The sequence below is a fragment of the Blastococcus sp. TF02A-30 genome (assembly GCF_003319185.1).
Taxonomy (GTDB): Bacteria; Actinomycetota; Actinomycetes; order Mycobacteriales; family Geodermatophilaceae; genus Blastococcus.
In genome coordinates this window covers 201,955-225,285 of the sequence record NZ_QOHJ01000003.1, presented here as the reverse complement: position 1 = coordinate 225,285, position 23,331 = coordinate 201,955, and the positions used below count along the sequence as shown (strand labels likewise).

28 protein-coding genes are annotated in these 23,331 nt (G+C 75.9%); 16 read left to right on the top strand and 12 right to left on the bottom strand.

Annotated features, from left to right (window positions below):
• The 5 genes from DQ241_RS08275 to DQ241_RS08255 all read left to right on the top strand — a co-directional run bounded on the left by DQ241_RS08275 (position 1) and on the right by DQ241_RS08255 (position 2,528).
• On the top strand, positions 1-348 hold the full coding sequence (locus tag DQ241_RS08275; RefSeq protein WP_113829697.1) for a DivIVA domain-containing protein: 348 nt from the start codon (positions 1-3) through the stop codon (positions 346-348).
• Positions 341-796 carry an SRPBCC family protein gene (locus DQ241_RS08270; RefSeq protein ID WP_113829696.1) on the top strand — a complete coding sequence of 152 codons (456 nt, stop codon included), beginning with the start codon at positions 341-343 and terminating at the stop codon, positions 794-796. Before DQ241_RS08275 ends, DQ241_RS08270 begins: the two co-directional genes overlap by 8 nt.
• Positions 793-1,680, top strand: coding sequence for a DMT family transporter (locus DQ241_RS08265; RefSeq protein WP_113829695.1), 888 nt, complete (start codon positions 793-795; stop codon positions 1,678-1,680). Before DQ241_RS08270 ends, DQ241_RS08265 begins: the two co-directional genes overlap by 4 nt.
• Positions 1,681-1,690: 10 nt before the next feature.
• Positions 1,691-2,245 (top strand): DNA-3-methyladenine glycosylase I, encoded by a 555-nt coding sequence (locus tag DQ241_RS08260; RefSeq protein WP_199584209.1) that lies wholly within the window; start codon positions 1,691-1,693, stop codon positions 2,243-2,245.
• 115 nt (positions 2,246-2,360) lie between these two features.
• Positions 2,361-2,528 (top strand): DUF3117 domain-containing protein, encoded by a 168-nt coding sequence (locus tag DQ241_RS08255; protein ID WP_012947303.1) that lies wholly within the window; start codon positions 2,361-2,363, stop codon positions 2,526-2,528.
• A 97-nt stretch (positions 2,529-2,625) separates the two neighbouring features.
• Here the strand turns inward: DQ241_RS08255 and DQ241_RS08250 are convergent, their stop codons facing one another.
• The 3 genes from DQ241_RS08250 to DQ241_RS08240 form a co-directional block, all read right to left on the bottom strand.
• Positions 2,626-3,138, bottom strand: a complete 513-nt coding sequence (locus DQ241_RS08250) for a DinB family protein (protein ID WP_199584208.1) — start codon at positions 3,136-3,138, stop codon at positions 2,626-2,628.
• A gap of 93 nt (positions 3,139-3,231) precedes the next feature.
• The gene (locus DQ241_RS08245) at positions 3,232-4,053 is read right to left on the bottom strand and encodes an alpha/beta fold hydrolase (protein WP_113829692.1); all 822 of its coding nucleotides are present in this window, start codon (positions 4,051-4,053) and stop codon (positions 3,232-3,234) included.
• Positions 4,054-4,127: 74 nt separating this feature from the next.
• Positions 4,128-5,627 carry an NAD(P)/FAD-dependent oxidoreductase gene (locus DQ241_RS08240; RefSeq protein WP_113829691.1) on the bottom strand — a complete coding sequence of 500 codons (1,500 nt, stop codon included), beginning with the start codon at positions 5,625-5,627 and terminating at the stop codon, positions 4,128-4,130.
• Positions 5,628-5,741: 114 nt separating this feature from the next.
• On the opposite strand from DQ241_RS08240, the gene DQ241_RS08235 reads away from it, so the two are divergent.
• Positions 5,742-6,128, top strand: a complete 387-nt coding sequence (locus DQ241_RS08235; RefSeq protein ID WP_113829690.1) for a hypothetical protein — start codon at positions 5,742-5,744, stop codon at positions 6,126-6,128.
• Positions 6,129-6,213: 85 nt separating this feature from the next.
• Positions 6,214-6,909: a DUF6766 family protein gene (locus tag DQ241_RS08230; RefSeq protein WP_113829689.1), complete on the top strand. Its 696-nt coding sequence runs from the start codon at positions 6,214-6,216 to the stop codon at positions 6,907-6,909.
• Here DQ241_RS08230 and DQ241_RS08225 read toward each other — a convergent pair whose 3' ends face one another.
• On the bottom strand, positions 6,910-8,025 hold the full coding sequence (locus tag DQ241_RS08225; RefSeq protein WP_113829688.1) for a spore photoproduct lyase family protein: 1,116 nt from the start codon (positions 8,023-8,025) through the stop codon (positions 6,910-6,912).
• Between the two features lie 52 nt (positions 8,026-8,077).
• On the opposite strand from DQ241_RS08225, the gene DQ241_RS08220 reads away from it, so the two are divergent.
• Positions 8,078-8,854 (top strand): LamB/YcsF family protein, encoded by a 777-nt coding sequence (locus DQ241_RS08220; RefSeq protein ID WP_233492313.1) that lies wholly within the window; start codon positions 8,078-8,080, stop codon positions 8,852-8,854.
• Here DQ241_RS08220 and DQ241_RS08215 read toward each other — a convergent pair whose 3' ends face one another.
• Both DQ241_RS08215 and DQ241_RS08210 read right to left on the bottom strand, forming a co-directional pair.
• Positions 8,855-9,577, bottom strand: a complete 723-nt coding sequence (locus DQ241_RS08215) for a GAF domain-containing protein (protein WP_233492312.1) — start codon at positions 9,575-9,577, stop codon at positions 8,855-8,857.
• Between the two features lie 36 nt (positions 9,578-9,613).
• Complete coding sequence (locus tag DQ241_RS08210) at positions 9,614-10,693, bottom strand: hypothetical protein (RefSeq protein ID WP_113829686.1); 1,080 nt, start codon at positions 10,691-10,693, stop codon at positions 9,614-9,616.
• 82 nt (positions 10,694-10,775) lie between these two features.
• On the opposite strand from DQ241_RS08210, the gene DQ241_RS08205 reads away from it, so the two are divergent.
• Together DQ241_RS08205 and DQ241_RS08200 are read left to right on the top strand one after the other, a co-directional pair.
• Entirely contained in the window at positions 10,776-11,396 is a 621-nt protein-coding gene (locus DQ241_RS08205; protein ID WP_233492311.1) for an allophanate hydrolase subunit 1, read from the top strand.
• Positions 11,396-12,241 carry a biotin-dependent carboxyltransferase family protein gene (locus DQ241_RS08200; RefSeq protein ID WP_113829685.1) on the top strand — a complete coding sequence of 282 codons (846 nt, stop codon included), beginning with the start codon at positions 11,396-11,398 and terminating at the stop codon, positions 12,239-12,241. The genes DQ241_RS08205 and DQ241_RS08200 overlap by 1 nt, the downstream gene beginning before the upstream one ends.
• Position 12,242: 1 nt before the next feature.
• On the opposite strand, the gene DQ241_RS08195 is transcribed toward DQ241_RS08200, so the two are convergent.
• The 4 genes from DQ241_RS08195 to glgA all read right to left on the bottom strand — a co-directional run bounded on the left by DQ241_RS08195 (position 12,243) and on the right by glgA (position 16,493).
• A complete protein-coding gene (locus tag DQ241_RS08195) occupies positions 12,243-13,031 on the bottom strand; it encodes an ABC transporter ATP-binding protein (protein WP_113829958.1) in 789 nt (262 codons plus the stop codon).
• Positions 13,028-14,116 (bottom strand): iron ABC transporter permease, encoded by a 1,089-nt coding sequence (locus tag DQ241_RS08190; protein ID WP_233492310.1) that lies wholly within the window; start codon positions 14,114-14,116, stop codon positions 13,028-13,030. Before DQ241_RS08190 ends, DQ241_RS08195 begins: the two co-directional genes overlap by 4 nt.
• Positions 14,117-14,135: 19 nt before the next feature.
• On the bottom strand, positions 14,136-15,092 hold the full coding sequence (locus DQ241_RS08185; RefSeq protein WP_113829684.1) for an ABC transporter substrate-binding protein: 957 nt from the start codon (positions 15,090-15,092) through the stop codon (positions 14,136-14,138).
• Positions 15,093-15,320: 228 nt separating this feature from the next.
• Positions 15,321-16,493, bottom strand: coding sequence for a glycogen synthase (gene glgA, locus DQ241_RS08180; RefSeq protein ID WP_113829683.1), 1,173 nt, complete (start codon positions 16,491-16,493; stop codon positions 15,321-15,323).
• 72 nt (positions 16,494-16,565) lie between these two features.
• On the opposite strand from glgA, the gene glgC reads away from it, so the two are divergent.
• Positions 16,566-17,786: a glucose-1-phosphate adenylyltransferase gene (gene glgC / locus DQ241_RS08175; protein WP_113829682.1), complete on the top strand. Its 1,221-nt coding sequence runs from the start codon at positions 16,566-16,568 to the stop codon at positions 17,784-17,786.
• Here glgC and DQ241_RS08170 read toward each other — a convergent pair.
• Positions 17,783-18,436, bottom strand: coding sequence for an O-methyltransferase (locus DQ241_RS08170; RefSeq protein WP_113829681.1), 654 nt, complete (start codon positions 18,434-18,436; stop codon positions 17,783-17,785). The genes glgC and DQ241_RS08170 overlap by 4 nt on opposite strands.
• A gap of 211 nt (positions 18,437-18,647) precedes the next feature.
• Between DQ241_RS08170 and sigE the strand changes: the two genes are divergently transcribed.
• The 5 genes from sigE to DQ241_RS08145 all read left to right on the top strand — a co-directional run bounded on the left by sigE (position 18,648) and on the right by DQ241_RS08145 (position 22,055).
• Positions 18,648-19,238: an RNA polymerase sigma factor SigE gene (sigE, locus tag DQ241_RS08165; RefSeq protein ID WP_113829680.1), complete on the top strand. Its 591-nt coding sequence runs from the start codon at positions 18,648-18,650 to the stop codon at positions 19,236-19,238.
• Complete coding sequence (locus DQ241_RS08160) at positions 19,235-19,819, top strand: anti-sigma factor (protein ID WP_113829679.1); 585 nt, start codon at positions 19,235-19,237, stop codon at positions 19,817-19,819. Before sigE ends, DQ241_RS08160 begins: the two co-directional genes overlap by 4 nt.
• Positions 19,820-19,932: 113 nt before the next feature.
• The gene (locus tag DQ241_RS08155; protein WP_233492309.1) at positions 19,933-21,372 is read left to right on the top strand and encodes a S1C family serine protease; all 1,440 of its coding nucleotides are present in this window, start codon (positions 19,933-19,935) and stop codon (positions 21,370-21,372) included.
• Positions 21,373-21,408: 36 nt separating this feature from the next.
• The gene (locus DQ241_RS08150) at positions 21,409-21,798 is read left to right on the top strand and encodes a twin-arginine translocase TatA/TatE family subunit (RefSeq protein ID WP_113829678.1); all 390 of its coding nucleotides are present in this window, start codon (positions 21,409-21,411) and stop codon (positions 21,796-21,798) included.
• Between the two features lie 71 nt (positions 21,799-21,869).
• Positions 21,870-22,055, top strand: a complete 186-nt coding sequence (locus tag DQ241_RS08145) for a hypothetical protein (RefSeq protein WP_113829677.1) — start codon at positions 21,870-21,872, stop codon at positions 22,053-22,055.
• Between the two features lie 59 nt (positions 22,056-22,114).
• On the opposite strand, the gene DQ241_RS08140 is transcribed toward DQ241_RS08145, so the two are convergent.
• A complete protein-coding gene (locus DQ241_RS08140) occupies positions 22,115-23,266 on the bottom strand; it encodes an Mrp/NBP35 family ATP-binding protein (RefSeq protein WP_113829676.1) in 1,152 nt (383 codons plus the stop codon).
• Positions 23,267-23,331 lie beyond the last annotated feature (65 nt).

The following is a 23,331-nucleotide window of genomic DNA, read 5'->3' as shown; positions in this document are numbered from 1 at the left end:
GTGCTCGGGTTCGTCCTCTTCGTCGTCGGCGTCCTCGTCGTCGCCGGGCTGCTGTTCCTCGGGGCCTCCGTCCTGCTGGGGCGCGGGGAGACGCAGCCGCCCGCGGACCCCGAGCGGTCACCGGTCGAGCTGCCGGTCGACCGGGCCGTCACCGGGGACGACGTGCGCGGCCTGCGGATGACGGTCGCGCTGCGCGGCTACCGGATGAGCGAGGTGGACTGGCTGCTGGAGCAGTTCGCCCGGACGCTGGACGAGCGCGACGCCGAGATCGCGGCGCTGCGGGCCCGTGCGCACCCCGGGCCCGCGGCGGCCGATGCCGACCGATCCGAGGAGGAACCCGATGTCTGACCTGGTGGAGCGGATCGACGTGGACGCACCGCCGGAGCGGGTGTGGGCCGTGCTCACCGACTGGGAGGCGCAGGGCGAGTGGATGCTCGCCACCGACGTCCGCACGGTGGACGGGCCGGCGCAGGGCGTCCGCGGCCGGCTCGTCGCGCGCACCGGGCTCCCGCTGCCGGGCGGCCGGCACCTCGGGCTCAAGGACACGATGGTGATCACCAAGTGGGACCCCCCGCGGCTGGTCGAGGTGCAGCACACCGGCCGGATCGTGCGCGGCCCCGGCATCTTCGAGATCGAGCCGCGCGGTGCGGGCAGCACGTTCGTCTGGACCGAGCGGATGTACCCGCCCTTCGGTCTGCTCGGCGAGCTGGGCTGGCGGCTGTCGCGGCCGCTGGTCTCCTGGGGTGTGCGCCGGTCGCTGCGCCGGTTCGCGGCGGTCGCCGCCCGCAGACCGTGAGCCGGCGTGGCTGGGCGCTGTTCCTGGCCATGTCGGTCATCTGGGGTGTGCCGTACCTGCTGATCAAGGTGGCCGTCGGCGAGGTGTCGCCGGTGGTGGTCGTCTTCGCCCGCTGCGTCGTGGGGGCCGCGCTGCTCCTGCCGTGGACGATCGCCCGGGGGCAGCTGGGGCCGGCGCTGCGGGCCTGGCGCTGGCTGCTGGTGTTCACGGTGCTGGAGATGACGTTGCCGTGGCTGCTGCTCTCCTACGCCGAGCAGACGCTGTCGAGCTCGCTGACCGGCCTGCTGGTGGCCGGCGTCCCCTTCGTCGCGGCGCTGGCCGCCCGGCTGGTGGGCGAGGAGGAGCGGCTCACGCCGGTGCGGCTGGCCGGCATGGGCCTGGGTGTCGTCGGCATCGCGGCGCTCCTGGGCCTGGACCTCGACGGCGCCCACCTGCTGCCCGTCGTCGCCGTCGCCCTGGTCGCCGTCGGGTACGCGACGGCGCCGCTGGTGGTCAGCCGCAAGCTGCCCGACGTGCCAGGGGTCGCGGCCAGCTCGGTGGCCCTGGCGGTCACCGCCGTCGTCTACGCGCCCTTCGCGGTCCCGCAGCTGGGCGAGGCCGCCGGTGCGCCGGCGGACGCGCAGCTGTCGCTGCTCGCGCTGGGCGTGGTGTGCACGGCGCTGGCGCTGGCGCTCTTCTTCGCCCTCATCCGCGAGGCCGGACCGCAGCGGGCGCTGGTGATCACGTTCGTGAACCCGGCGGTGGCGGTGCTGCTGGGAGTCCTGCTGCTCGACGAGCCGTTCACCCTCGGCATCGCCCTGGGGTTGCCGCTGGTGCTGGCCGGGTGCGTGCTCGCGACGCGGCGCGGGCCGGCGGCGCCGGTGGCCGTCGGTGCCCCCGGCTAGCGTTCCCGCTGTGCAGCGCTGCGCCTGGGCCACCTCCGCTCCCGAGTACGTCGCCTACCACGACGAGGAGTGGGGGACGCCGCTGCGCGGGGACGACGCGCTGTTCGAGCGGCTCTGCCTCGAGGCGTTCCAGTCGGGGCTGTCGTGGATCACCATCCTGCGCAAGCGGCCGGCGTTCCGCGCCGCGTTCGCCGGCTTCTCGATCGCCGCCGTCGCCGAGTTCGGCCCCGACGACGAGGCCCGGCTGATGGCCGACGCCGGCATCGTGCGCAACCGCGCGAAGATCGCCGCGGCCATCGGCAACGCCCGGGCCGCGCAGCGGCAGCCGGAGGGCCTGACCGACCTGCTGTGGTCCTTCGCGCCCACCGGCCCCCGGCCGCGACCGGCCACGCTCGCCGACGTCCCGGCGACGAGCCCCGAGTCGGTGGCGATGGCCAAGGAGCTCAAGCGGCGGGGGTTCGTGTTCGTCGGTCCGACGACGGCGTACGCGCTCATGCAGGCGACCGGCATGGTCGACGACCACGTCGCCGACTGCTTCCGGGCCATCGACCGGGTGACGTCCTGAGCACCTCGGCTTGGACGCCGGGGCCGCGATACGGGATCATGGGTACGGAGCTCACTGCAACGACAGCGCCATCCCACCCGTCCCGGCGGTGGGGTGGCTGGCGAAGGAGGCACGCATGGCGGCCATGAAGCCGCGCACGGGTGAAGGTCCCCTCGAAGTCACCAAGGAGGGGCGCGGCCTGGTCATGCGCGTTCCGCTCGAGGGCGGCGGCCGCCTGGTCGTCGAGCTGTCGCCGGACGAGGCGGCGGCGCTGTCGGAGGCCCTGAAGGGCGCCACCAGCTGACACCCGCGCGGCTGCGTCGCAGCCGCGCGAACGGCACGGCCCCGGCCGCCGGTGATCCACCGGTGACCGGGGCCGTGCCGCGTCCGGGGCCGCCCGGTCACTCCCCGACGGTGCCGTCGACCGCCTCGCGGAGCAGGTCGGCGTGACCGGCGTGCCGTGCGGTCTCCTCGAGCAGGTGCAGCAGCACCCAGCGGAGGTCGAAGTACTGGTCGTCACCGCGCGGCCGCTCGGACCGCTGGCCCAGGGAGGGTGCGCTGCGCGCCACCTCCTGGCTGGCCGCGCAGGCGGCCCGGTAGCGGCGGCGCAGCTCGTTCCCCGGCACGGTGGCCGCCGCGGCGAACTCGGCCTCCGGCTCGAGATCGGCCCACAGCGGGTCGGGCTCCTCCCCGGCGAAGCGGACCCGCATCCAGCTGTCCTCGGTGCGGGCCAGGTGGTTGAGGAGGGCGCCGAGCGTCAGGGACGACGTCGGCAGCGCCCGGGCCAGCTGCTCGTCGGAGAGCCCCTCGGCCTTCTGCAGCACCGTCTCGCGCTGGTAGTCGAGGAACGCGGTCAGCTGGAGCAGCTCGGCGCCGCAGGACGGCGGGTCGGTGCGCACACCCGAGCGTGACACGTGCCGGCCGAAGGCGAAAACGGACCGGACCGGAACCCGCATCCGCGCTGGTCGGGGCCCGCGGGACCGGTCGCCCCCGGAGACGGGCGGCGCTCACCCCGGAGCGACGACGGGGAGGCCGGCGAGCAGGAAGCCGAGGGCGAGGTGCGTGGTCGCGCTCGAGCTGCCGGTCCGCACGTGCCCCCAGCCGCGGAAGACGTGCACCCGCCCGTCCTGCACCCCGGCGGCGGTGTCCCGGAAGAACTCCTCGGGGTAGAGGACGTCGGCGCTGCCGCCGATCACCAGGGTGGGCGCCGTGACGCGCCGCAGGCCGGCCCGGGCATCGAACACGTCCTCGGCGTCCAGGGTGACCAGCAGGTCCGCGGGATCCGCGGAGACCATGGAGCCGGCCACCAGCCAGGACAGCGGGCGGGCCGGGCCGCGCAGCGGTCGGGGGAGCGTCGCCGTCATCAGGCGCGCCCACCCCTCCCGGGGGCGTCCGGCCCGGATCATCCGCGCGAGCTCGGCCTGCAGCTCACGCCCGCGCGGGCCCAGCCGGTACGCCGCGGCGACCAGCACGAGACGCTGGACCAGGTCCGGCCGGTCGACCGCGAGCTGCAGGGCCATCGAGCCACCGGTGCTGAGGCCGAGCAGGAACACCGGCCCGCCGAGGTCGCGCTCGATCGCGTCGGCCAGGTGCCCGGCGATGCCCGACATCGACTCGCCGGGCCGCAGTCCCCGCTTGCCGGTCAGGACGTGGACCGAGAAGTCGTCGGCGAAGGACCGCGCGGTGCCGAGGAGCATGCGGCGCTCCCAGCCGCCCGGCACGTCGTTGTCCGGGCTCAGCCCCGGGAGCAGCACCAGCGGCGGGCCCGACCCGACCTCCAGGCAGGCGACATCGCCGTGGAGACACCCGACGGACCCCGGTGCCGGCATCGCCCTCCTCCTCGACGGGTCCACCGTGCACCGCCGGTGGGGCCGCCGCCAAGCGGTTCGGTGACGGGCTCCCGCTAGGCCGGACCGATGAGGCCGGCCACGATCTCGGCCGACAGGGTGACCAGCGGCAGGCCGCCACCGGGGTGGGCCGAGCCGCCGACCAGGAACAGGCCCGGCACGGGCGAGGCGTTGGCCGGGCGCAGGAACGCCGCCCGTGCGCCGTTGCTCGACGTCCCGTAGATGGAGCCACCGACGCTGCCGGTCGCCCGGGCGAGGTCGGCCGGCGTGCGCACCGCGCGCACCCGCACCCGGTCGCGGACGTCGAGCCCCCGGCGGGCCATCACGTCGAGCACGGTGGCGGCGTAGCGCTCGGCGAGCCCCGGCTCGTCCCAGTCCACGCCGCGCTCCGCGTCGTGCCGCGGGGCGTTGACGAGCACGAACCAGGACTCGCTGTCCTCGTCGGGTCGCAGCTCCGGGTCGTCGGGTGCGCTCACGTAGACCGTCGGGTCCTCGACCGGGCGGGGCCGGCCGGTGTGCCGCCCGGTGCCGAACACCGCGTCGAACTCGGCGTCGTAGTCGGCCGGGAACAGCACCGTGTGATGGGCCAGGTCCGGCGTCCGCCCGCGCAGGCCGAGCAGCAGCACGAAGCCCGACAGCGAGGGTGTCGCGCGGGCGAGCGCCCGGCGCGGAGCCGGCACGGTCTCCGGCGGGAGCAGGTCGGCGTACAGCGCGGCGGCGTCCACGCCCGAGACGACGACGTCGACGTCGAGCTCGCCGCCGTCGGCCAGCTCCACCCCGGAGACCCGGCCACCCGCGAGCCGGACGCGCCGCACCGCGCAGCCGAGGCGGAGCTCCGCACCGCGCTCGACGGCGCGGTCGGCCACCGCCGTGGCCAGCCGGTGCAGCCCGCCGGGCACGTACCAGGACCCGAACGCCTGCTCCGCGTACGGCACGGTCGCCAGCACCGCGGGCGCCCGCCGCGGGTCGGATCCGGAGTAGGTGGCGTACCGGTCGAGCAGGGTGCGCAGGCGCGGGTCCCGCAGGTACTCCTCGCCCAGCCCGCGCAGCGAGCGCCAGGGCGCGATGGTGGTGACGTCGGAGGGGCGCCGGGCCAGCCGGGCGAGGGTGGCGGCCCCGGCCAGCGGGGTGCGCAGGAACGGCCGCTCGCTGATCTCCCACATGCGCCGCGCCCGGGCCATCAGCGCCGACCACTGCTCCCCGGCGCCCGCCCCGAGGCCGGCGTCCAGCGCCTCGGGGACCGCCCGGGGGCTGCCGGGCATGCGCAGCGACGTCCCGTCGGCGAACCGGTAGCCGACGGCGGGGTCGAGCGGCACGAGGTCGAGGACGTCCTCCAGCGGCCCGCCGGTGGCGGCGAAGAGGTCGCGGTACACCTGCGGGAGGGTGACCAGGCTCGGGCCGGTGTCGAAGACGTGGCCCTCGAGGTCGAGCCGGCCGAGCTTGCCGCCCACGGACGGTCCCTGCTCCAGCACGGTCACCCGGTGGCCGAGGGCCGCCAGCCGGGCCGCCGCGGCGAGCCCGCCCAGCCCGGCGCCCACCACCGCCACCCGCGCCACCCCGTCACGGTAACCGGATCGGGGGACCGGCCCGTTTGCCCTGGCGAGCGGGCGGGGTAGCGCCTGGTGGTCCGGCCGAGCAGCGCGCCGGATCCAGATGCCCGAGGAGGATCCGTGCGCGGGGCTGCCGCTCTGCTCGCCGGTGCCGCGGTGGCGCTGCTGACCGGCTGCGCCGGCGCCGCCGAGGACGACGTCCGGGCCGTGACGACGGCGTTCGAAGACCCGGCCGGGGATCCGGCGGACCGCTGCGCGATGCTGGCGCCGGCCACCCGCGCGGCCCTCGAGTCCGACGAGTCGGCGCCGTGCGCCGACGCGATCGACCAGCTCCCGCTCGACGGCGGCGAGGTCACCGCCGTCGAGGTGTGGGGCGGCGACGCCCAGGTGCGGATCGGCGACGACGTCGTCTTCCTCACCGAGACCGGCGCCGGCTGGAAGGTGACCGCCGCGGCCTGCGAACCCCGCGGCGAGGCGCCCTACGACTGCGAGCTGGAGGGGCCGTGAGGGGTGTGCGGGCGGTCTTCCTGGTCTACCTGGCGGTCATCGCGCTGGGCGTCGGCTACGCGTTCCTGCTGGGGGCGGTGGGCCGGTGAGCAGCGTCGACGAGCCCACCTACGGCTTCCTCCGGAACAACGCGCTGAGCCTGGCGTTCGGCGGCCTGTTCCTCGCCACGCTGGCCGGTCAGGCGGTGTCGGGCACCGCGCAGTTCAACGACCAGCAGGTGGCGAACGGCCTGGAGCCGATCGGCCTGGCCGGCTACGTCACCTCGTCGTCGTTCATGGTCGACGTGATGGAGAACTGGCAGTCGGAGTACCTGCAGTTCTTCCTCTACATCTTCGCCACGGTGTGGCTGGTCCAGAAGGGCTCCAGCGAGTCGAAGGAGCCGGGGCAGGAGGGGACCGAGACCGACCGCGAGCAGGTGGTCGGCCGGCACGCGAACGCCGACTCCCCGACCTGGGCGAGGACCGGCGGCTGGCGGACGACGCTGTTCTCCCGATCGCTCGGCCTGCTCATGGGCGGCCTGTTCCTGCTCACCTGGGCGGCGTCGGCGGTCACCGGCTGGGTGGCGTTCAACGGCGAGCAGCTGGGCCAGCGGCAGGACCCGGTCGGCTTCGCCGGCTACCTCACGGAGGCCGACTTCTGGAACCGCAGCTTCCAGAACTGGCAGTCCGAGATGCTCGCGGTCGGCTCGATGGCGATCTTCGCCGTGTACCTGCGGCAGCGCGGGTCCCCGGAGTCCAAGCCGGTGGGCGTGGCCCACGCGGACACCGGCCAGACCGGCTGATCAGAAGGCGTACCGGATCCGCAGCCACGGGGCGTGCGCGGCGACCAGCTCGCGCAGCCGGGCCACGCCCGCGCGCTTGACCTCGTTGCGGTAGCGCACGTTCTCCTGGCCGTTCTGGCTGCGCTTGGGCTGCTGGACCTCCGGCCGCCAGAGCAGCTCCTCGGCCTTGGGGTGCCAGCCGAGGTTCACCTCGTGCAGCGCGCGGTTGTGCGTCAGCAGGATGACCTCCGCCGCGGCCTGCGCCCTGGCGGCGGGGGACAGGACGTCGTCGAGGTGGTCGAGCAGCCCGGCCCAGTCCGCCTCCCACCCCTCGCGGAGCACGACGGGGGAGAGGTTGAGGTGCACCTCGTAACCCGCGGCGACGAAGTCGTCCACCGCGGCGATCCGGTCGGCCACCCGGCTGGTGCGCACGTCGAGCACCCGCGCGTCGGCGTCCGGCATGACCGAGAAGCGGATCCGGGTGCGCCCGCGCGGGTCCAGGTCGAGCAGCTGCCGGTTGACGAACTTGGTGGCGAAGGATGCCTTCGCGGTGGGCAGGTCGCGGAAGGTGGCGACCAGGTCGGCGACGTTGTCGCTGACCAGCGCGTCGACCGAGCAGTCGCTGTTCTCGCCGATGTCGTAGACCCAGCTGTCCCGGTCGACCTGGTCGGGCTCGGTCAGCACGCCCTGGCGGGCGACGTGCCGGCGCAGGTAGCCGGTGATCTGCTCGATGTTGGTGAAGACGGTGATCGGGTTGGCGTAGCCCTTCTGCCGCGGCACGTAGCAGTAGGCGCAGGCCATCGCGCAGCCGTTGGCGGTCGACGGCGCGATGAAGTGCGCCGAGCGGCCGTTGGGCCGGGCGGACAGCGACTTCTTGACGCCCAGCACCAGCGTCTCGGTCTTCACCCGCACCCACCGCTGCACGTTGCCCTCGTTGCCGTGGAGCTCGGGGATCTGCCAGTGCGAGGGCACCTCGACGACCTCGGCGTCCGGGAAGCGCGCGAGCACCTGGCGGCCGCGGGGCGAGTCCAGCGCGGCCGGCTCGGCGTAGACCTGCCGGACGGCGAGCAGCGGGTTCGGCGGGACCGGGGTGGACGGCGGCTCGAGGTCGAACAGGGTCAGCGGCGCGGGGCCCATGCCGGTTCCAGCGCCCCGCGGAGCGCGGCCATTCCGGTGCGAGACTGCCGCGGTGACCACATCCGGGACCGGGCGCATCGACCTCAACGCCGACCTCGGCGAGGGCTTCGGCGTCTGGCGGCTCGGCGACGACGACGCGCTGCTCGGCGTCGTCTCCAGCGCCAACGTCGCCTGCGGCTTCCACGCCGGCGACCCCTCGACGATGCGCCGCGTGTGCGCCGGCGCCGCGGCCGCGGGGGTGGCGGTGGGCGCCCAGGTCTCCTACCGGGATCTGGCCGGCTTCGGTCGCCGGTTCGTCGACGTCGCCCCGGCCGAGCTCGCCGACGACGTCCTGTACCAGCTGGCCGCCCTCGACGGCGTGGCCCGGGCGACCGGCACCCGGGTCCGGTACGTGAAGCCGCACGGCGCGCTCTACAACGCCGTCGTCGCGCACGAGGAGCAGGCCCGCGCCGTCGTCGACGCCGTCGTGGCCTACGACCCGGCGCTGCCCGTGCTGGGCCTGCCGGGCTCCGCGCTCCTCCGGGCCGCCGCGGCCGCCGGGCTGCGGACCGTGCCCGAGGGCTTCGCCGACCGCGGGTACACGGCGGCGGGGACGCTGGTGCCGCGGCGCGAGCCGGGCGCGCTGGTCACCGACCCGGCCGCGGTGGCGGAGCGGGCGGTCCGCATGGCGGCCGAGGGGGCGGTGGTCGCCGTGGACGGCGGCACGGTCCCGGTCGCCGTGGAGTCGGTGTGCGTGCACGGGGACACCCCCGGCGCCGTCGCGCTGGCCCGGGCGGTGCGGACGGCCCTGGAGGACGCCGGGCTGGCGGTCACCCCGTTCACCGGCTGATCAGGGACCCAGGTCGCGGGCGGCCCGCTTCCCCGCCAGCAGGTCGGCGGCGACCTCGTCGGCCGTGACCCCCTCCGCGTAGGCGCGGGCGCGGAGCAGCACGAGCGCGACGGCCGGGTCGATCTCGAGCTCCATCGCGACCTTCGCGACGCACTCCCACACGGCCAGGCGGCGCTGCGGGGTGGGCCCGTGCATCCACTCGGGGCCGCGCTCGGCCGACCAGGTCGACCAGACGGCGGCGTCGCTGAGCGCGGAGCCCACCAGCTCGCCGACGGCCATCGCCTCGAACACGTCGAGCCCGAGCACGTCCTGCGAGCGACGGAAGTACAGGTCGATGGCGGCCGGGCCGCTCATGCCCAGCTGGAGCGGGAGGGCGACCACGGCCCGGTACGGGGTGGCGTCGACCAGCACCGAGGCGAACACCGGCCACCGCCGGTGCAGGTCCTCCTCGACGGCGAACACCGGCTGGCCGGTGTCCTCCGCCGTGGCGCAGGGCCCCCGGCCGACGGTGAACTGCAGCCGCTCCGCGACCGCGGCGTCGTCGGGTGCGGCGCCGAGCGGGACGCGGCGGTTCTCCGCGTCGCGCAGGCTCAGCCCCGCGCCGTCGACCCGCAGGACCGCCGTGCAGGCCCGGGCGAGGCGCACCGGCAGCAGCTCGGGACCGGCCAGGTGCGGTTCGGCGGCCGCCGCGAGGGCGGCGTCGAACCGGTCGGCGATGGTCACCCCTCTGGTCTGCCCCGGATGCCGCGGGGTACGCGTTCAGGGGGCGGCGGGTTCGGCGATCGAGGCGTCCGGGCGGTAGGTGTAGGCCGCCTCTCGCACCGCCTCGTCGGTCTCCAGGCCGGCCCCGAGGGCGCCGCCGACGGTGGCCAGCGAGCTGACCAGCCAGGCCAGCTCCAGGTAGTCGGAGAAGCCGGCCGGGTGCCCGAGCGCCTCGGTGAACAGCGGGCTGACCACCAGCAGCAGTGCGCCCAGCAGCGCGAGGAGGAACAGCGCGGCGTAGAAGGTGAGCACGCCGATGGCGACCGTCGCCGCGGTGGCGAGGTTGAACAGCACCACCTGCTTGCGCACCCGGCGCGAGCCGGCCCGCTCCCACAGCTCGGCGCCGACCACCAGGGTCACCGCCGTCGCCACGACCGAGCCGACGGCGACGCCGAGCAGCCGCGCCCAGCCGAAGGCGTCGGCCAGCCGCCAGATGTCGGGGGTGACCAGGGCGAACACGCCGGCGGCGATGGCGGCGGTCAGCGCGCGGGACAGCCGCACCGCGAGCCGCCACGGCCGGTTGGCGCGCACCATGCCGACCAGCAGCCGCAGGTTTCCGGACAGGACCCGGGCGGTGAACTGCACGCCCTCGGCGTCGTCGTCCGGGTCGGTCGCCAGCTGGCGGAGCCGACGTCCCAGGGCCGCGCGGTCGTCCTCGTCCTCCGGCTCGCCGTCGCCGACGACGGCCTGCAGCAGACCGACCGCCGTCCCGACCGCCCGCCGGCGCCGGCCCACGGCGCCCAGTGCCGGCAGCGACAGCAACGCGACGCCGTGCAGGGGGCTGGCGTGCCCCACCACCGGACGGCGGTCCAGCTCCAGCGGCACGTCGGTGAGGCAGAGCGCGAGATCCCAGTCCTCGCGGAGCAGCCGGGCGCGGGTGGCGGCGACCAGCTCGGCGTCGTCGGCCGGGGGCTGCACCAGCCCGTCCTCGACGACGGTCACCTGCCACGTCACCTCCGGGTGGCGGGCGCCGAGCTCCCGGGCCAGGTCGTCGCGGACCTCGGCCGCGAGCTGGGCCGGCGCACCCGGCGCGGCCACCAGGCCGACGACGATCCCGGGCGCGGTCGCGTCCGTCACCCGGTGCCCCCTCGTGTCCCTCGGCCCGGTTCCGGGCCGGCTCCATGATCCACGGCCGGCCGCGGTCGGCGATCATGGGCCCGTGGAGGAGGCCGTGCGCGTGCTGCCGTACGGCGACCGGGCGCTGCTGGTCGAGGTGGCCGACCTCGCGGCGGTGCAGCGGCTGCGGGCGGCGCTGGACCGCGCGCCGCTGCCGGGTCAGGTGGAGCTGGTGCCCGCCGCCCGCACGGTGCTGGTGCGGCTGGACCGCCCGCCGGCGGACACCGACGCGGCCCTCCTGCGCCGGCTCGACCTCGCGGGCCCGGTGGCCCCGGCGACCGGGCCCGCGGTCGAGCTCCCGGTCGTCTTCGACGGTCCGGACCTGGCCGACGTGGCCCGGCTGACCGGCCGGGACGAGGCCGGGGTCGTCGCCGCGCTCACCGCCGTCGAGCTGACCGTCGCCTTCGGCGGCTTCGCCCCCGGGTTCGGCTACCTCACCGGCCTGCCGGAGGACCTGCACGTCCCGCGCCGGTCCACGCCGCGCCCGCGGGTGCCCGCGGGCGCGGTGGGCCTGGCCGGACCGTTCGCCGGCGCCTACCCGCGGGCCTCGCCGGGCGGCTGGCAGCTGGTCGGGCGCACCGACGCGCTCCTCTTCGACGCCGACCGCGATCCGCCCGCGCTGCTCGTGCCCGGCGCACGGGTGCGCTTCCGCGAGGTGCGCTGATGCTCACCGTGCTCGCGACCGGTCCGCTGACCACGGTGCAGGACCGCGGCCGCCCGGGGTGGGCGGCGATCGGGGTGACCCGCTCCGGTGCGGCGGACGCCGACGCCGCCGCGCTCGCCAACCGGCTCGTGGGGAACCAGGCGGACGCCGCGGTGCTCGAGGCGACCGCCGGGGGGCTGCGGCTGCGCGCCGAGCGGTTCCTGCTCGTCGCGGTCACCGGGGCTCCGGTGCCGGTCGCCTTCGACGGCCGTCCCGCGCCGTTCGCCGCGCCCACGACGTTGCGCCCAGGCGCGGTCCTCGCCCTGGGCACCCCGCCGCGCGGGCTGCGGAGCTACCTGGCGGTGCGCGGCGGCATCGACGTCCCGCCGGTGCTCGGGTCGCGCAGCACCGACACGCTGTCCGGTCTCGGTCCCGCCCCGCTCGCGGTGGGGGACCGGCTGCCGGTCGGGGCGGTGTCCGGCGCCGAGCCGGTCGTCGACGTCGCCCCGGTGGGCGGCCCGGCCGAGCACCCCGTGCTCAGGGTGCTGCCGGGGCCGCGGGCGGACTGGCTCGCCCCCGGGGCGTGGACCGCGCTGACCTCGAGCGCGTGGCGGGTCGGTCAGGACAGCGACCGGGTGGGCTTGCGGCTGTCCGGCCCCGTCCTGCCCCGGGAACGGACCGGCGAGCTGCCGAGCGAGGGGCTGGTGCCCGGTGCGGTGCAGGTGCCGCCGGACGGTGCGCCGGTGCTCTTCCTCGCCGACCACCCGGTGACCGGGGGCTACCCGGTGCTCGCCGTCGTCCGCACCGCCGACCTGCCGGCGGCCGGGCAGCTGCGGCCCGGCGACGTCGTCCGGTTCCGGGGCTGAGCTACCTCATGGGGAGGACGGCGGGGCCGTCCGGCCCGGTCACGACCTGCGCCCGCGCGCCGTAGTGCGCCGCCAGGGTCGCGGCGGTGAGCACCTCGGCGGGGCTGCCCTCGGCGGCCACCCGCCCCTCGGAGAGCAGCGTCAGCCGGTCGGCGTACTGGCCGGCGAGCGTGAGGTCGTGCAGCGTGCTGATGACCGTCAGCCCGTCCTGGCGGCGCAGCCGGTCGACGAGGTCGAGCACCTGCTGCGCGTGGCCGAGGTCGAGGGCCGCCGTCGGCTCGTCGAGCAGCAGCACCCGCGGCTGCTGGGCCAGCGCCCGCGCCAGGACCGCGCGCTGCTGCTCGCCGCCGGACAGCGTGAGCACCGGCCGGTCGGCCAGCGCGTCCAGGCCCAGCCGGCCCATGACGTCCGCGACGACGACCCGGTCGACCGCCCGCGGCGCGGCCAGCAGCGGTCGGTGCGGCGTGCGGCCGAGCGCGACGTAGTCGCGGGTGGTCACGCCCTCGGGCAGGACCGGGAGCTGGGGCGCGTAGGCGAGCAGCCGGGCCCGCTGGCGCCGGGGCATCCCGCTGGTGGGGACCCCGTCGACGCGCACCTCGCCCTGGTGCGGGTGCACGCCGAGCAGCGAGCGCAGCAGCGTCGACTTGCCGGCGCCGTTGGGGCCGATGATGCCGAGCCAGCCGCCGGCCTCCACCCGCACGCGGACGCCGTGCAGCACCTGCGTGCGGCCGTGCGCGGCGCGCAGCCCGACGACCTCCACGGCAGCGCCGGCGGCGGGGGAGCGGGTCACCGGTGCCGCGCCCCGCGCCACAGCAGCACGGCGAAGAAGGGGGCGCCGACGAACGCGGTGACCACGCCGATGGGCAGCTCCGCCGGCGCCAGCACGACGCGGGCGACGAGGTCGGCCAGCACGAGGAAGGCGCCGCCGACGACCAGGGACACCGGGAGCACGCGGGCGTGCGAGCCACCGAGCAGCCGGCGCACGATGTGCGGCACCACGAGACCGACGAAGGCGATGAGGCCGCTGACGGCGACCGCGGACGCGGTGGCCATCGACGCGGCGAGGACGACGAGCAGCCGCAGCCGCTGCGGGTGCACGCCCAGCGAGCTCGCCTCGTCATCGCCCACGGCCAGGACGTCGAGGGCACGCGCGCAGAGCACCAGGACCAGGCAGGACACCCCGAGGTAGGGCAGCACCAGGAGCACGTCGTCCCAGGTGGACCGGCCCAGCTGGCCCAGCAGCCAGCCGTAGATCTCGCGCAGGTCGTCGGTGTTGTTCTGCTGCACCAGCGTCTGCGCGGCGGAGAGGAAGGCGGCGACCGCGACCCCGGCCAGCAGCAGCGTGGGGCTGTGCGAGCCCCCCGCCGCGCTGCCCAGCAGCACCGCGCAGCCCACGCCGAGCAGCGCCCCGGCGAAGGCGGCCAGCGGGACCAGGCCGACCGGGCCCAGCGACTGGGCCGGGGCGTAGGCGATGACCAGCGTCGCGCCCAGGCCCGCGCCGGCGGCGGCGCCGAGCAGGTAGGGGTCGGCGAGCGGGTTGCGGAAGACGCCCTGGTAGGCCGCACCCGAGACGGCCAGGGCCGCGCCCACGAGCACCGCCATGACCACCCGGGGCAGCCGCAGCTGCAGCAGGACCGCCTCGCCCGTCGGCTCCAGCCCCCCGGCGACGTCGAGGTCGAACGGGGCGAGCAGCCGGTCCAGGAGGGTGGCGACGACGGCGCCGGGCGGCAGCGGGAGCGCACCGACCCAGATGCCGGCCAGGACGACGAGCACCAGGCTCAGCAGCGAGCCCGCCGTCACCAGCCGGGCGCGGCGGTGCCCGCGCACCGACCCGGCCGGAGCCGGACCGGTGCGCGGGCTCGCCGTCGCCGTCATCGCCGTCCTCCCCTGCCGCTCAGCCCTGCAGCGCCGCGGCGATCTGCTCGGCGAAGTCCGCGACCCGCGGACCCCAGCGCGAGGCGATGTCGTCGTCGCCCTCCACGATCCGCCCCTGCTGCACCGCGGGGACCGAGCCGAACGCCGGGCGCTCCGCCACGGTCGCGGCGCTCTCGCCGCAGCACTTCGTGTCGGCCAGCACGATCAGGTCCGGCGCCTGGCCGACGACGTACTCGGCGGACAGCTGCGGGTAGCCGCCCGCGGCGTCGGGTGCGGCGTCGGCGACGTTCTCCAGGCCGAACAGCGAGTAGACGCTGCCGATGAACGTCCCGCTGGTCACGGAGTAGAAGCTCGGGTCGAGCTCGTGGTAGACCCGCAGCCCCTCGGCCTCGGCGGGGACCGACGCCACCGCCGTCTCGATGCGCTGCTGCATGTCGGCGACCACCTCGGCCGCCTCCTCCGTGTGGCCGGTGGCCTGGCCGAGCGTCTCGATCTGCGCGTAGCTCTCGTCGAGGTCCTCGGCGGCGCCGAGCAGCAGCGTGGGCACCGACAGCGCGTCGAGGGCGTCGACGATGCCGTTGAGGTCGTCGCTGAGCACCACGAGGTCGGGGGAGTAGCCGGCGATCGCCTCGGCGTTCGGGGTGAACGACGAGAGCTCGGTGTCCGGGGCCTCCTCGGGGTAGGTCGAGTAGCTGTCGGCGGCCTCGACCTGGTCGCCGGCGCCGATCGCGAAGAGCATCTCGGTGGCGGTGGGCGACATCGAGACGATGTTCTCCGGCGCCTCGTCGAGGGTGAGCTCGCCGTCGTCGCCGGTGACGGTCACCGGGAAGGCGTCGCCGGAGGACGACGGGGCCGCGGCCGCGTCGTCGTCGGACGAGGAGCCGCCGCAGCCGGTCAGGACCAGCGCGAGGGCCGCGGGGAGGGCCAGGAGGGCGCGCGACGTCGACCGCGCCGCGCGGGGGGTGGTGCCGGACAAGGAGGGCCTCCAGGAGGCGGCGGGCCGCTTCCGAGCTGACCCGACGCCCGATGCGCGACCCCTGCCGCGAGGGTCGGTTGCACGGCGCAGGGCAGGCGATCTGGCTCGGGCCCTCCGCTGCGCGGGCGGCCACCACAGTTGCGGGACAGCGCCGGGATCTCACCGGACTTCGCTGCGCCTGCGCCGCCGGCGCACGGGCCGGCGGGGAAAAGGTACCAGCGCCAGGCGCTACGCCCGGGCCGCCAGGACGGCGGAGTAGACCGCCACCGTCTGCTCCGCGATGGCCGCCCAGCCGAACTCGGCGAGCACCCGGTCGCGCCCGGCGGCACCCATGCCCGCGGCCCGGTCGTGGTCGGCCAGCAGCTCGGCCATCCGCGCCGCGAGACCGTCCTCGAAGGCGCCGGGGTCGGCGGCGTCGTAGGGGACGAGCAGCCCGGTGCGGCCGTCGGCGACCACCTCCGGGATGCCGCCGACGGCGCTGGCGACGACGGCGGTGCCGCACGCGGCGGCCTCCAGGTTCACGATGCCGAGGGGCTCGTAGACCGACGGGACGACGAAGACCGTCGCACCGGTGATCAGCGGGACCAGCTTCTCCCGGGGCAGCATCTCCTCGATCCACACGACCCCGCTGCGCCGCTGCTGGAGCTCGGCGACGGCGTCGGCGACCTGCTGGCGCTCCGCCGGGGTGTCCGCCGCCCCCGCGCAGAGCACCAGGCCGGCGTCGGCGGGCAGCTGCTCGGCGGCCCGCAGCAGGTGCATGACGCCCTTCTGCCGGGTGATCCGACCGACGAACAACGCGTACGGGCGGTCCGGGTCGACGCCGAGCGAGCGGACCACGTCGGGGTCGTGCACCGGCCGGTAGGCCTGCGCGTCGACGCCGTTGCCGACGACGTGCACGCGCGCCGGGTCGAGCTCGGGGTAGGCGTCGAGCACGTCGTCGCGCATGCCGCGGCTCACCGCGATCACCGCGTCGGCGGCCAGGTAGGCGGTCCGCTCCGCCCAGGAGGACAGCCGGTAGCCGCCGCCGAGCTGGTCGGCCTTCCACGGTCGGCGCGGCTCCAGCGAGTGCGCGGTCACCACGTGCGGGGCGCCGTGCACCAGCGAGGCCAGCAGGCCCGCGGTGTTGGCGTACCAGGTGTGGCTGTGCACCAGGTCGACACCGCCGAGGGCCGCGGCCATCTCGACGTCGACGCCGATCGCCTGGAGCGCGCCGTTGGCCCCGCGCAGGCCGGCCGGGACGGGGTGGGCGGTCGCGTCGGAGCGCGGCTCGCCGAAGGTGTGCACCTCGATGCCGGGGCCGTCGGGCAGCTCGCGCAGCGCCGCGACGAGGTGCTCGACGTGCACCCCGGCGCCGCCGTAGACGTCCGGCGGCCACTCCCTGGTCACGATGCCGATGCGCACATTCCTCACCCTAGGGGGCGGATCGCAGCTCCACCGGGCGCGGTGATCACGGCCAGCGGATACGTTGCGTCCATGCGCGGCGGTCCTCGGGTTCTCGGCATCGTCCTGGCGGGCGGTGAGGGCAAGCGGCTGTCCCCGCTCACCCAGGACCGCGCGAAGCCGGCTGTCCCGTTCGGGGGCAACTACCGGCTGATCGACTTCGTGCTGTCGAACCTGGTGAACGGCGACATCCGGCAGATCGCCGTCCTCACCCAGTACAAGAGCCACAGCCTCGACCGGCACATCACCCAGACCTGGCGGATGTCGGCGCTGCTGGGCAACTACGTGACCCCGGTCCCGGCGCAGCAGCGGCTCGGCCCGCGCTGGTACACCGGCAGCGCCGACGCGATCTTCCAGAGCCTCAACCTCATCTACGACGAGCGGCCCGACATCGTCGTCGTCTTCGGTGCCGACCACGTGTACCGGATGGACCCGCGGCAGATGATCGACCAGCACCTGCAGACCGGTGCCGGCGTGACGATCGCCGGGCTGCGGGTACCGCGGCGCGACGCGACCGAGTTCGGGGTCATCGACGCCGACGCCGCGGGCAAGGTGCTCGGGTTCCTGGAGAAGCCCGCCGACCCGCCCGGCCTGCCGGACTCGCCCGAGGAGAGCTTCGCCTCCATGGGCAACTACGTCTTCACCACCGACGCCCTGCTCGAGGCGCTGCGCACCGACGCCGCCGACGACAGCTCCGTGCACGACATGGGCGGCTCGATCATGCCGATGCTCGCCGACGCGGGGGAGGCGTGGGTCTACGACTTCTCGACCAACGTCGTCCCGGGTGCCACCGAGCGCGACCACGGGTACTGGCGCGACGTGGGGACGATCGACTCGTACTACGACGCGCACATGGACCTGGTGTCGGTCACCCCGGTCTTCAACCTCTACAACGACCGCTGGCCCATCTACACCCTCCCGCCGCAGCTGCCGCCGGCGAAGTTCGTGCTCGGCGGCCGCGCCGAGGAGTCGATGGTCAGCGCCGGCGCCATCATCGGCGGCGGCTCCGTGCACACCTCGGTGATCTCGCCGGGGGCGCGGGTCGAGCGGGGTGCCCGGGTCGAGGGCAGCGTCGTCATGGACGGCGTCTTCATCGGCGAGGGCGCCGTCGTGCGCCGGGCGATCCTGGACAAGAACGCCGTCGTCCCGGCCGGAGCCCGCATCGGGGTCGACCTCGACGCGGACCGCGAGCGGTACCACGTGAGCGCCGGTGGCATCACCGTGCTCGGCAAGGGCGCCCGCGCGCTCCTCTAGCGCTTCGTGGCCACCAGCAGGCCGGCGCCGATGGGCAGGACGGCGGGCAGCAGCCCCTCGTCCTCCCGGACGGCGCGGCTGATCTCCCGCCAGGCGACGGTGTCGGGGTCGCGGGCCGTGCGGTCGGCGATCCGGTCGCCGGCCAGCAGCCCGTGGCAGACCAGCGTGCCGCCGACACGGACCAGGTCCAGCAGCGCGCCCAGGTGGGCGGCGTACTCGCGGGGCGGGCCGGCGCAGACGACCAGGTCGTAGGCGCCCGGGGAGAGCCGGGGGAGGACCTCGGCCGGGGTGCCGAAGATCATCCGCGCCCGGCCGGGGGCGATCCCGGCGTCGGCGAACGCCCGGCGGGTGGCCCGGAGCTGCTCGGGGTCGCCGTCCAGGGCGGTGAGGACGCCGTCCGGGCGCATGCCGCGCAGCAGCCACAGGCCGGCCAGCCCGCCGCCGCTGCCGATGGAGACCACCGACCGCGCCTCGACCTGCGCCGCCAGCACGGCCAGGGTGGCGCCGACCGCCGGCTGGACCGGGGCGGGCCCGGGGAGGTGCGCCGCCCGCTCGCGGGCCGCCGTCATCTCGGGGGGCTCGGCGGCGAAGCGGTCGGCGTACGCGGCGCCTTCGCTGCCGCTGCCCGGCGGCGGGGGGTGGGCGCTCATCACCGGCCGAGGGTAGTGGCCCGGGCACCGCGGCCGCGGGCGCCCGGTGCGAGACGCTCGCCGCATCCTGTGCGTTCGCTGGGAATCCGGTGCGGCGGGAACACCCGTCGCGCCGCGGCCCGTTGATCACGATGTGCTCCGACGAGACGCCGCAGCCCGCCCCATCGACGCCGAAGGGGTCGCGACGGCTGCCGTCTGCGATCCTGAGGACGTGACGGAGTCCGCACCGAGCCCCGAGGTCTGGGTCGCCCCGACCTGGGAGCAGGTCGTGCGCGACCACTCCGCCCGGGTCTACCGGCTGGCCTACCGCCTCTCGGGCAACCCGCAGGACGCCGAGGACCTGACCCAGGAGACCTTCGTCCGGGTCTTCCGCTCGCTGGCCGACTTCTCGCCCGGAACCTTCGAGGGCTGGCTGCACCGGATCACGACCAACCTCTTCCTCGACATGGTCCGCCGCCGGCAGCGGATCCGGTTCGACGCGCTGCCGGAGGACACCGAGCGGCTGCCCGGCCGGGCGCCCAGCCCCGAGCAGGTCTACGCCGACACCCACCTCGACCCGCAGATCCAGGCCGCGCTGGACGCGCTGTCGCCGGAGTTCCGCGTCGCCGTCGTGCTCTGCGACATCGAGGGGCTCACCTACGAGGAGATCGCGGCGACCCTCGGCATCAAGCTCGGCACCGTCCGCAGCCGCATCCACCGCGGCCGCGTGCAGCTGCGGCAGGCGCTCGCGCACCTGGCCCCCGGCCGGGTGCCGGCGTCCGAGGACGACGCGGTCGCGCTCCCCGGGAGGGGCGAGGGGTGAGCATCGCGGAGAGCCACCTGGCCCAGGAGGCGATCGCAGCGCTCGTCGACGGCGAGCTCGCCGCCGGTCCCGCCGCGCGCGCGGCCCGGCACCTGGCCGGCTGCCCGCAGTGCCGGATGGCGGTGCAGGCGCAGCGGGAGGCCAAGGAGGCCCTGCACGGCTCCCAGCAGGTCGCGGTGCCCGGTGACCTGGTGTCGCGGCTGTGCGCCATCCCGTTCACCGCCGACGTGCCGGGCTCCGGCGGGGGACTGGGCTCGCTGTCGGCCGGGCCGCGCGGGCTGACCGTCCAGGACGGCGGCGGCTCGTGGGAGGTCGACCTCGGCCCGCAGGACCCGCCGCAGCGACCGGACCACGCCCGCTGGCTGCGCCGCGGCTTCGTCGGCGCGCTCGCCGGGCTCGGTGCCGGCGTGGCCGCTCTCGCGCTCACGCTGCCCGGCAGCCCCGGCACGGGCGGCTCCGGGACGACCGCCGGCGCCGAGGTGCGCCAGCACACCGAGGTCGTGCCTCCGGTGGTCCGCACCGTCACCGTCGGCGCTCCGACGACCACCACCGCCTTCACCGGTCCGGGCGGGACCCCCTGACCAGTCCCGACGACCGCGGCGGAGCGCAGCCCGGGGACGACGGCGCCTTCGCCCGTCCCGCGGGCGCCTCCGGCCCGTTCGGCGAGGTGCCCGACCGGCTGGCACCGCGATCCGTGCCGGCGCCCGAGCCGACCGCCGGGCAGCAGGCCGCCTTCGGCCGCCCGGGAAGCGTGACCGGGAGCTTCTCCGCCGACCGCCCCGTGGCACCCACCCCGCCGCCCCCGCCGCCGCCCGCCGAGGCGCTGATCCGGGCGTTCGGACCCGCCGCCCCCGGGCAGCGCGGTCTCCAGGAGCCGCCGTCGGGCCGCGCCGGCCGGCGCCGCACCGCGTCGGGTCCGTGGTGGAAGCCCGACGCCCGCACCGATCCGTGGCGCGACCCGTACGCCCCCGCCGGCCTGGGCGCCCCCGCCGTCTACCCGGTGGAGCAGGACGAGCAGGAGGGGCCGGTCGTCGTCGACCCCCGGGGGCGCAGGAAGCTGCGGCTCGGCGACCTCTCGGTGCGGCTGTCCGCCCTCGTGCTGCTCGCCGTGCTGCTCGTCGGGGCGGTCGGCGGCGCCGTCGGCTGGTACCTGTCCCGCGCCACCCCCGAGTCACCGCTCTTCGCGCCCGGCACGCAGCTGTCCGAGGTCGACCCCGGCATCACCCGCGAGCCCGGCTCGGTGTCGGAGATCGCGGAGAAGGTCACTCCCGCGGTGGTCTCCATCGAGGTCCGCGTCGGCCAGGCCGGCGCCACCGGCTCGGGCGTGGTCGTCGACGCCGACAACGGTTACGTCGTCACCAACAACCACGTGGTGTCCGGCGCGGACGGGGTCGACGGGGCGGGCATCCGCGCCGTGTTCTCCGACGGCAGCGGCTCCGAGGCGCGCATCGTGGGCCGCGACCCGGCCAGCGACCTCGCCGTCATCAAGGTGGAGAAGCCCGGCCTCGTGGCGCTGTCGCTGGGCCGGTCGGAGAACGTCGTCGTCGGCGACCCCGTGGTGGCCGTCGGCTCCCCGCTGGGGCTGGCCGGCACGGTGACCAGCGGCATCGTCAGCGCGCTCGACCGGCCGGTGCGGCTGGCCGGCGAGGGCAGCGACACCAACGCCGTCATCAGCGCCGTGCAGACCGACGCCCCGATCAACCCGGGCAACTCCGGTGGCGCGCTGGTCGACGCCACCGGGGCGCTCGTCGGCATCAACACCGCGATCGCGTCCACGGGCGGCGGCTCGATCGGCCTCGGCTTCGCCATCCCGGTCGACACCGTCCGCGACATCTCCGAGCAGCTGATCGACGACGGCCGCGCCGTGCACGCCTCGCTGGGGGTGAACGCCCGGTCGGTCACCGACGGCACCCGCGACGGCGCACTGGTGCTCAACGTGGAGCCCGGCAGCGCCGCGGCCAACGCCGGCATCCAGCAGCAGGACGTCGTCATCGCCGTCGAGGGCCGGCCGGTGGGCTCGTCGGAGGAGCTGGTGGTCGCCGTCGACCGGTTCGCCCCCGGCGACGAGGTGACCATCGAGCTGGTCCGCGACGGCAGCTCCCGCGAGGTGCGCGCCATCCTCGACGCGGCCTGAACCTAGGCTGGGACGCATCCGGAGGGAGGGGGCGAGGTGTTCGACTCGATCGGCTGGGGCGAGATCGTCGTCCTTGCGCTCGCCGCGCTGTTCATCTTCGGCCCCGAGCGGCTGCCGCACCTGGCCAAGGACGCGGCGTCCGGGCTGAAGAAGCTGCGCACCGCGATCACCGGCGTCCGCGCCCAGGTGAACGAGACCCTGGGCGACGACCTGCCGGAGCTGCGCGACCTCGACCTGCGCAGGTACCACCCGCGGACGTTCATCCGCGAGCAGCTGCTGCTCGACGACGACGCCCCGACCGTGCACCGCGGCAGCGCCACCGGCTCGGCCGGGCTGGCCGCCGCCACCGGGGCGGTCACGGCCCGCGACGCCGGACGTCCCCGCGACCGCTCGACCCCACCGCCCTTCGACTGGGACGCGACCTAGCTGGCCCGGCGTCCGCTCGTGCGGAGCGGGAGACCCTCGGGGCGAGCCCGCTTCGAGGCAGGAGGCCCGTCGTGCACGAACCCTCCCCGGGCAAGGAGGTCAACAGCCTGTCGCCGAGCGGGCAGCTGCAGGGGCTGAGCGACCTCATGGGTGGCCTGGTCACGAACCGCCGAGGACGGCGGCGGGGCCTCCGCATGCTCGCGGCGCTGCTGATGGTCATCGCGGTCGGGCTGCTGCTGATGGCGGTCTTCGGCTGATCCCGGGAAGCGCGAGAGGCCGGGACCCCGTCGGGGTTCCGGCCTCTCGGCGGTTCAGCTCAGTGCTTGACGGGGGTGAGCCCCAGCGACATGCCGGACAGGCCGCGCTGGCGGCTGGCCAGCCCGTCGGCGATCTTCGTCAGCGCCTGCGCGGCCGGTGACTCCGGCTCGGCCAGGACGATCGGGGCACCGGCGTCGCCGGCCTCCCGCAGCCGGGTGTCCAGCGGCACCTGGCCCAGCAGCGGCACGCGGGCGCCGAGGGTGCGGGTGAGCGCGTCGGACACCGTCTGACCACCGCCGGAGCCGAAGACCTCCATGCGGGAACCGTCGGGCAGCTCCATCCAGCTCATGTTCTCGATGACGCCGATGACCTGCTGGTGGGTCTGCGTGGCGATGGCGCCGGCCCGCTCGGCCACCTCGGCGGCGGCCAGCTGCGGGGTCGTGACGACGAGGATCTCGGCGTTCGGCAGCAGCTGGGCGATCGAGATCGCGACGTCGCCGGTGCCCGGGGGCAGGTCCAGCAGCAGGACGTCGAGGTCGCCCCACCACACGTCGGCGAGGAACTGCTGCAGCGCGCGGTGCAGCATGGGCCCGCGCCACACCACCGGGGTGTTGCCCGGGGTGAACATCCCGATCGAGATGACCTTCACGCCCATCGACTGCGGCGGCATGATCATGTTGTCGACCTGGGTGGGCTTGTCGTCCACGCCCAGCATCCGCGGCACCGAGTGGCCGTAGATGTCGGCGTCCACGACGCCGACCGAGAGCCCGCGCTTGGCCAGCGCCGCGGCCAGGTTCACCGTCACCGACGACTTGCCGACGCCGCCCTTGCCGGAGGCGACCGCGTAGACGCGGGTCAGCGAGCCGGGCTGGGCGAAGGGGATGACCGGGTCGGCGGCGTCGGTGCCGCGCACGGTCTTGCGCAGCTCGGCGCGCTGCTCGTCGCTCATCACGTCCAGCGCCACCTGCACCGAGGTCACGCCGGGGACGGCGGAGACGGCGGTGGTGACCCGGTTGGTAATGGTCTCGCGCATCGGGCAGCCGGCGACGGTCAGGTAGACCTCGACGGCGACGGAGCCGTCGGCGCCGATCCGGACGTCCTTGACCATGCCCAGCTCGGTGAGCGGGCGGTTGATCTCCGGGTCCTGGACGGTGGCCAGAGCGGCGTTCACGGCGTCGAGCGCCGGCGTGCCGGTCAGCGTGTCGGACATGCGGTGTGTGTCTCCTTCGACGGGGGGATCCGGGCCGGTGCCGTGCAGCGCGACCAGCGCACTCG

Excerpts from the sequence above, each read along its gene's own strand:
- DQ241_RS08270 (WP_113829696.1), top strand. The coding sequence starts at position 341 with ATGTCTGACCTGGTGGAGCGGATCGACGTGGACGCACCGCCGGAGCGG.
- DQ241_RS08255 (WP_012947303.1), top strand. The coding sequence starts at position 2,361 with ATGGCGGCCATGAAGCCGCGCACGGGTGAAGGTCCCCTCGAAGTCACC.
- DQ241_RS08245 (WP_113829692.1), bottom strand. The coding sequence starts at position 4,053 with ATGCCGGCACCGGGGTCCGTCGGGTGTCTCCACGGCGATGTCGCCTGC.
- DQ241_RS08225 (WP_113829688.1), bottom strand. The coding sequence starts at position 8,025 with ATGGGCCCCGCGCCGCTGACCCTGTTCGACCTCGAGCCGCCGTCCACC.
- DQ241_RS08200 (WP_113829685.1), top strand. The coding sequence starts at position 11,396 with ATGCTCACCGTGCTCGCGACCGGTCCGCTGACCACGGTGCAGGACCGC.
- DQ241_RS08190 (WP_233492310.1), bottom strand. The coding sequence starts at position 14,116 with ATGACGGCGACGGCGAGCCCGCGCACCGGTCCGGCTCCGGCCGGGTCG.
- glgC (WP_113829682.1), top strand. The coding sequence starts at position 16,566 with ATGCGCGGCGGTCCTCGGGTTCTCGGCATCGTCCTGGCGGGCGGTGAG.
- DQ241_RS08170 (WP_113829681.1), bottom strand. The coding sequence starts at position 18,436 with ATGAGCGCCCACCCCCCGCCGCCGGGCAGCGGCAGCGAAGGCGCCGCG.
- DQ241_RS08140 (WP_113829676.1), bottom strand. The coding sequence starts at position 23,266 with ATGTCCGACACGCTGACCGGCACGCCGGCGCTCGACGCCGTGAACGCC.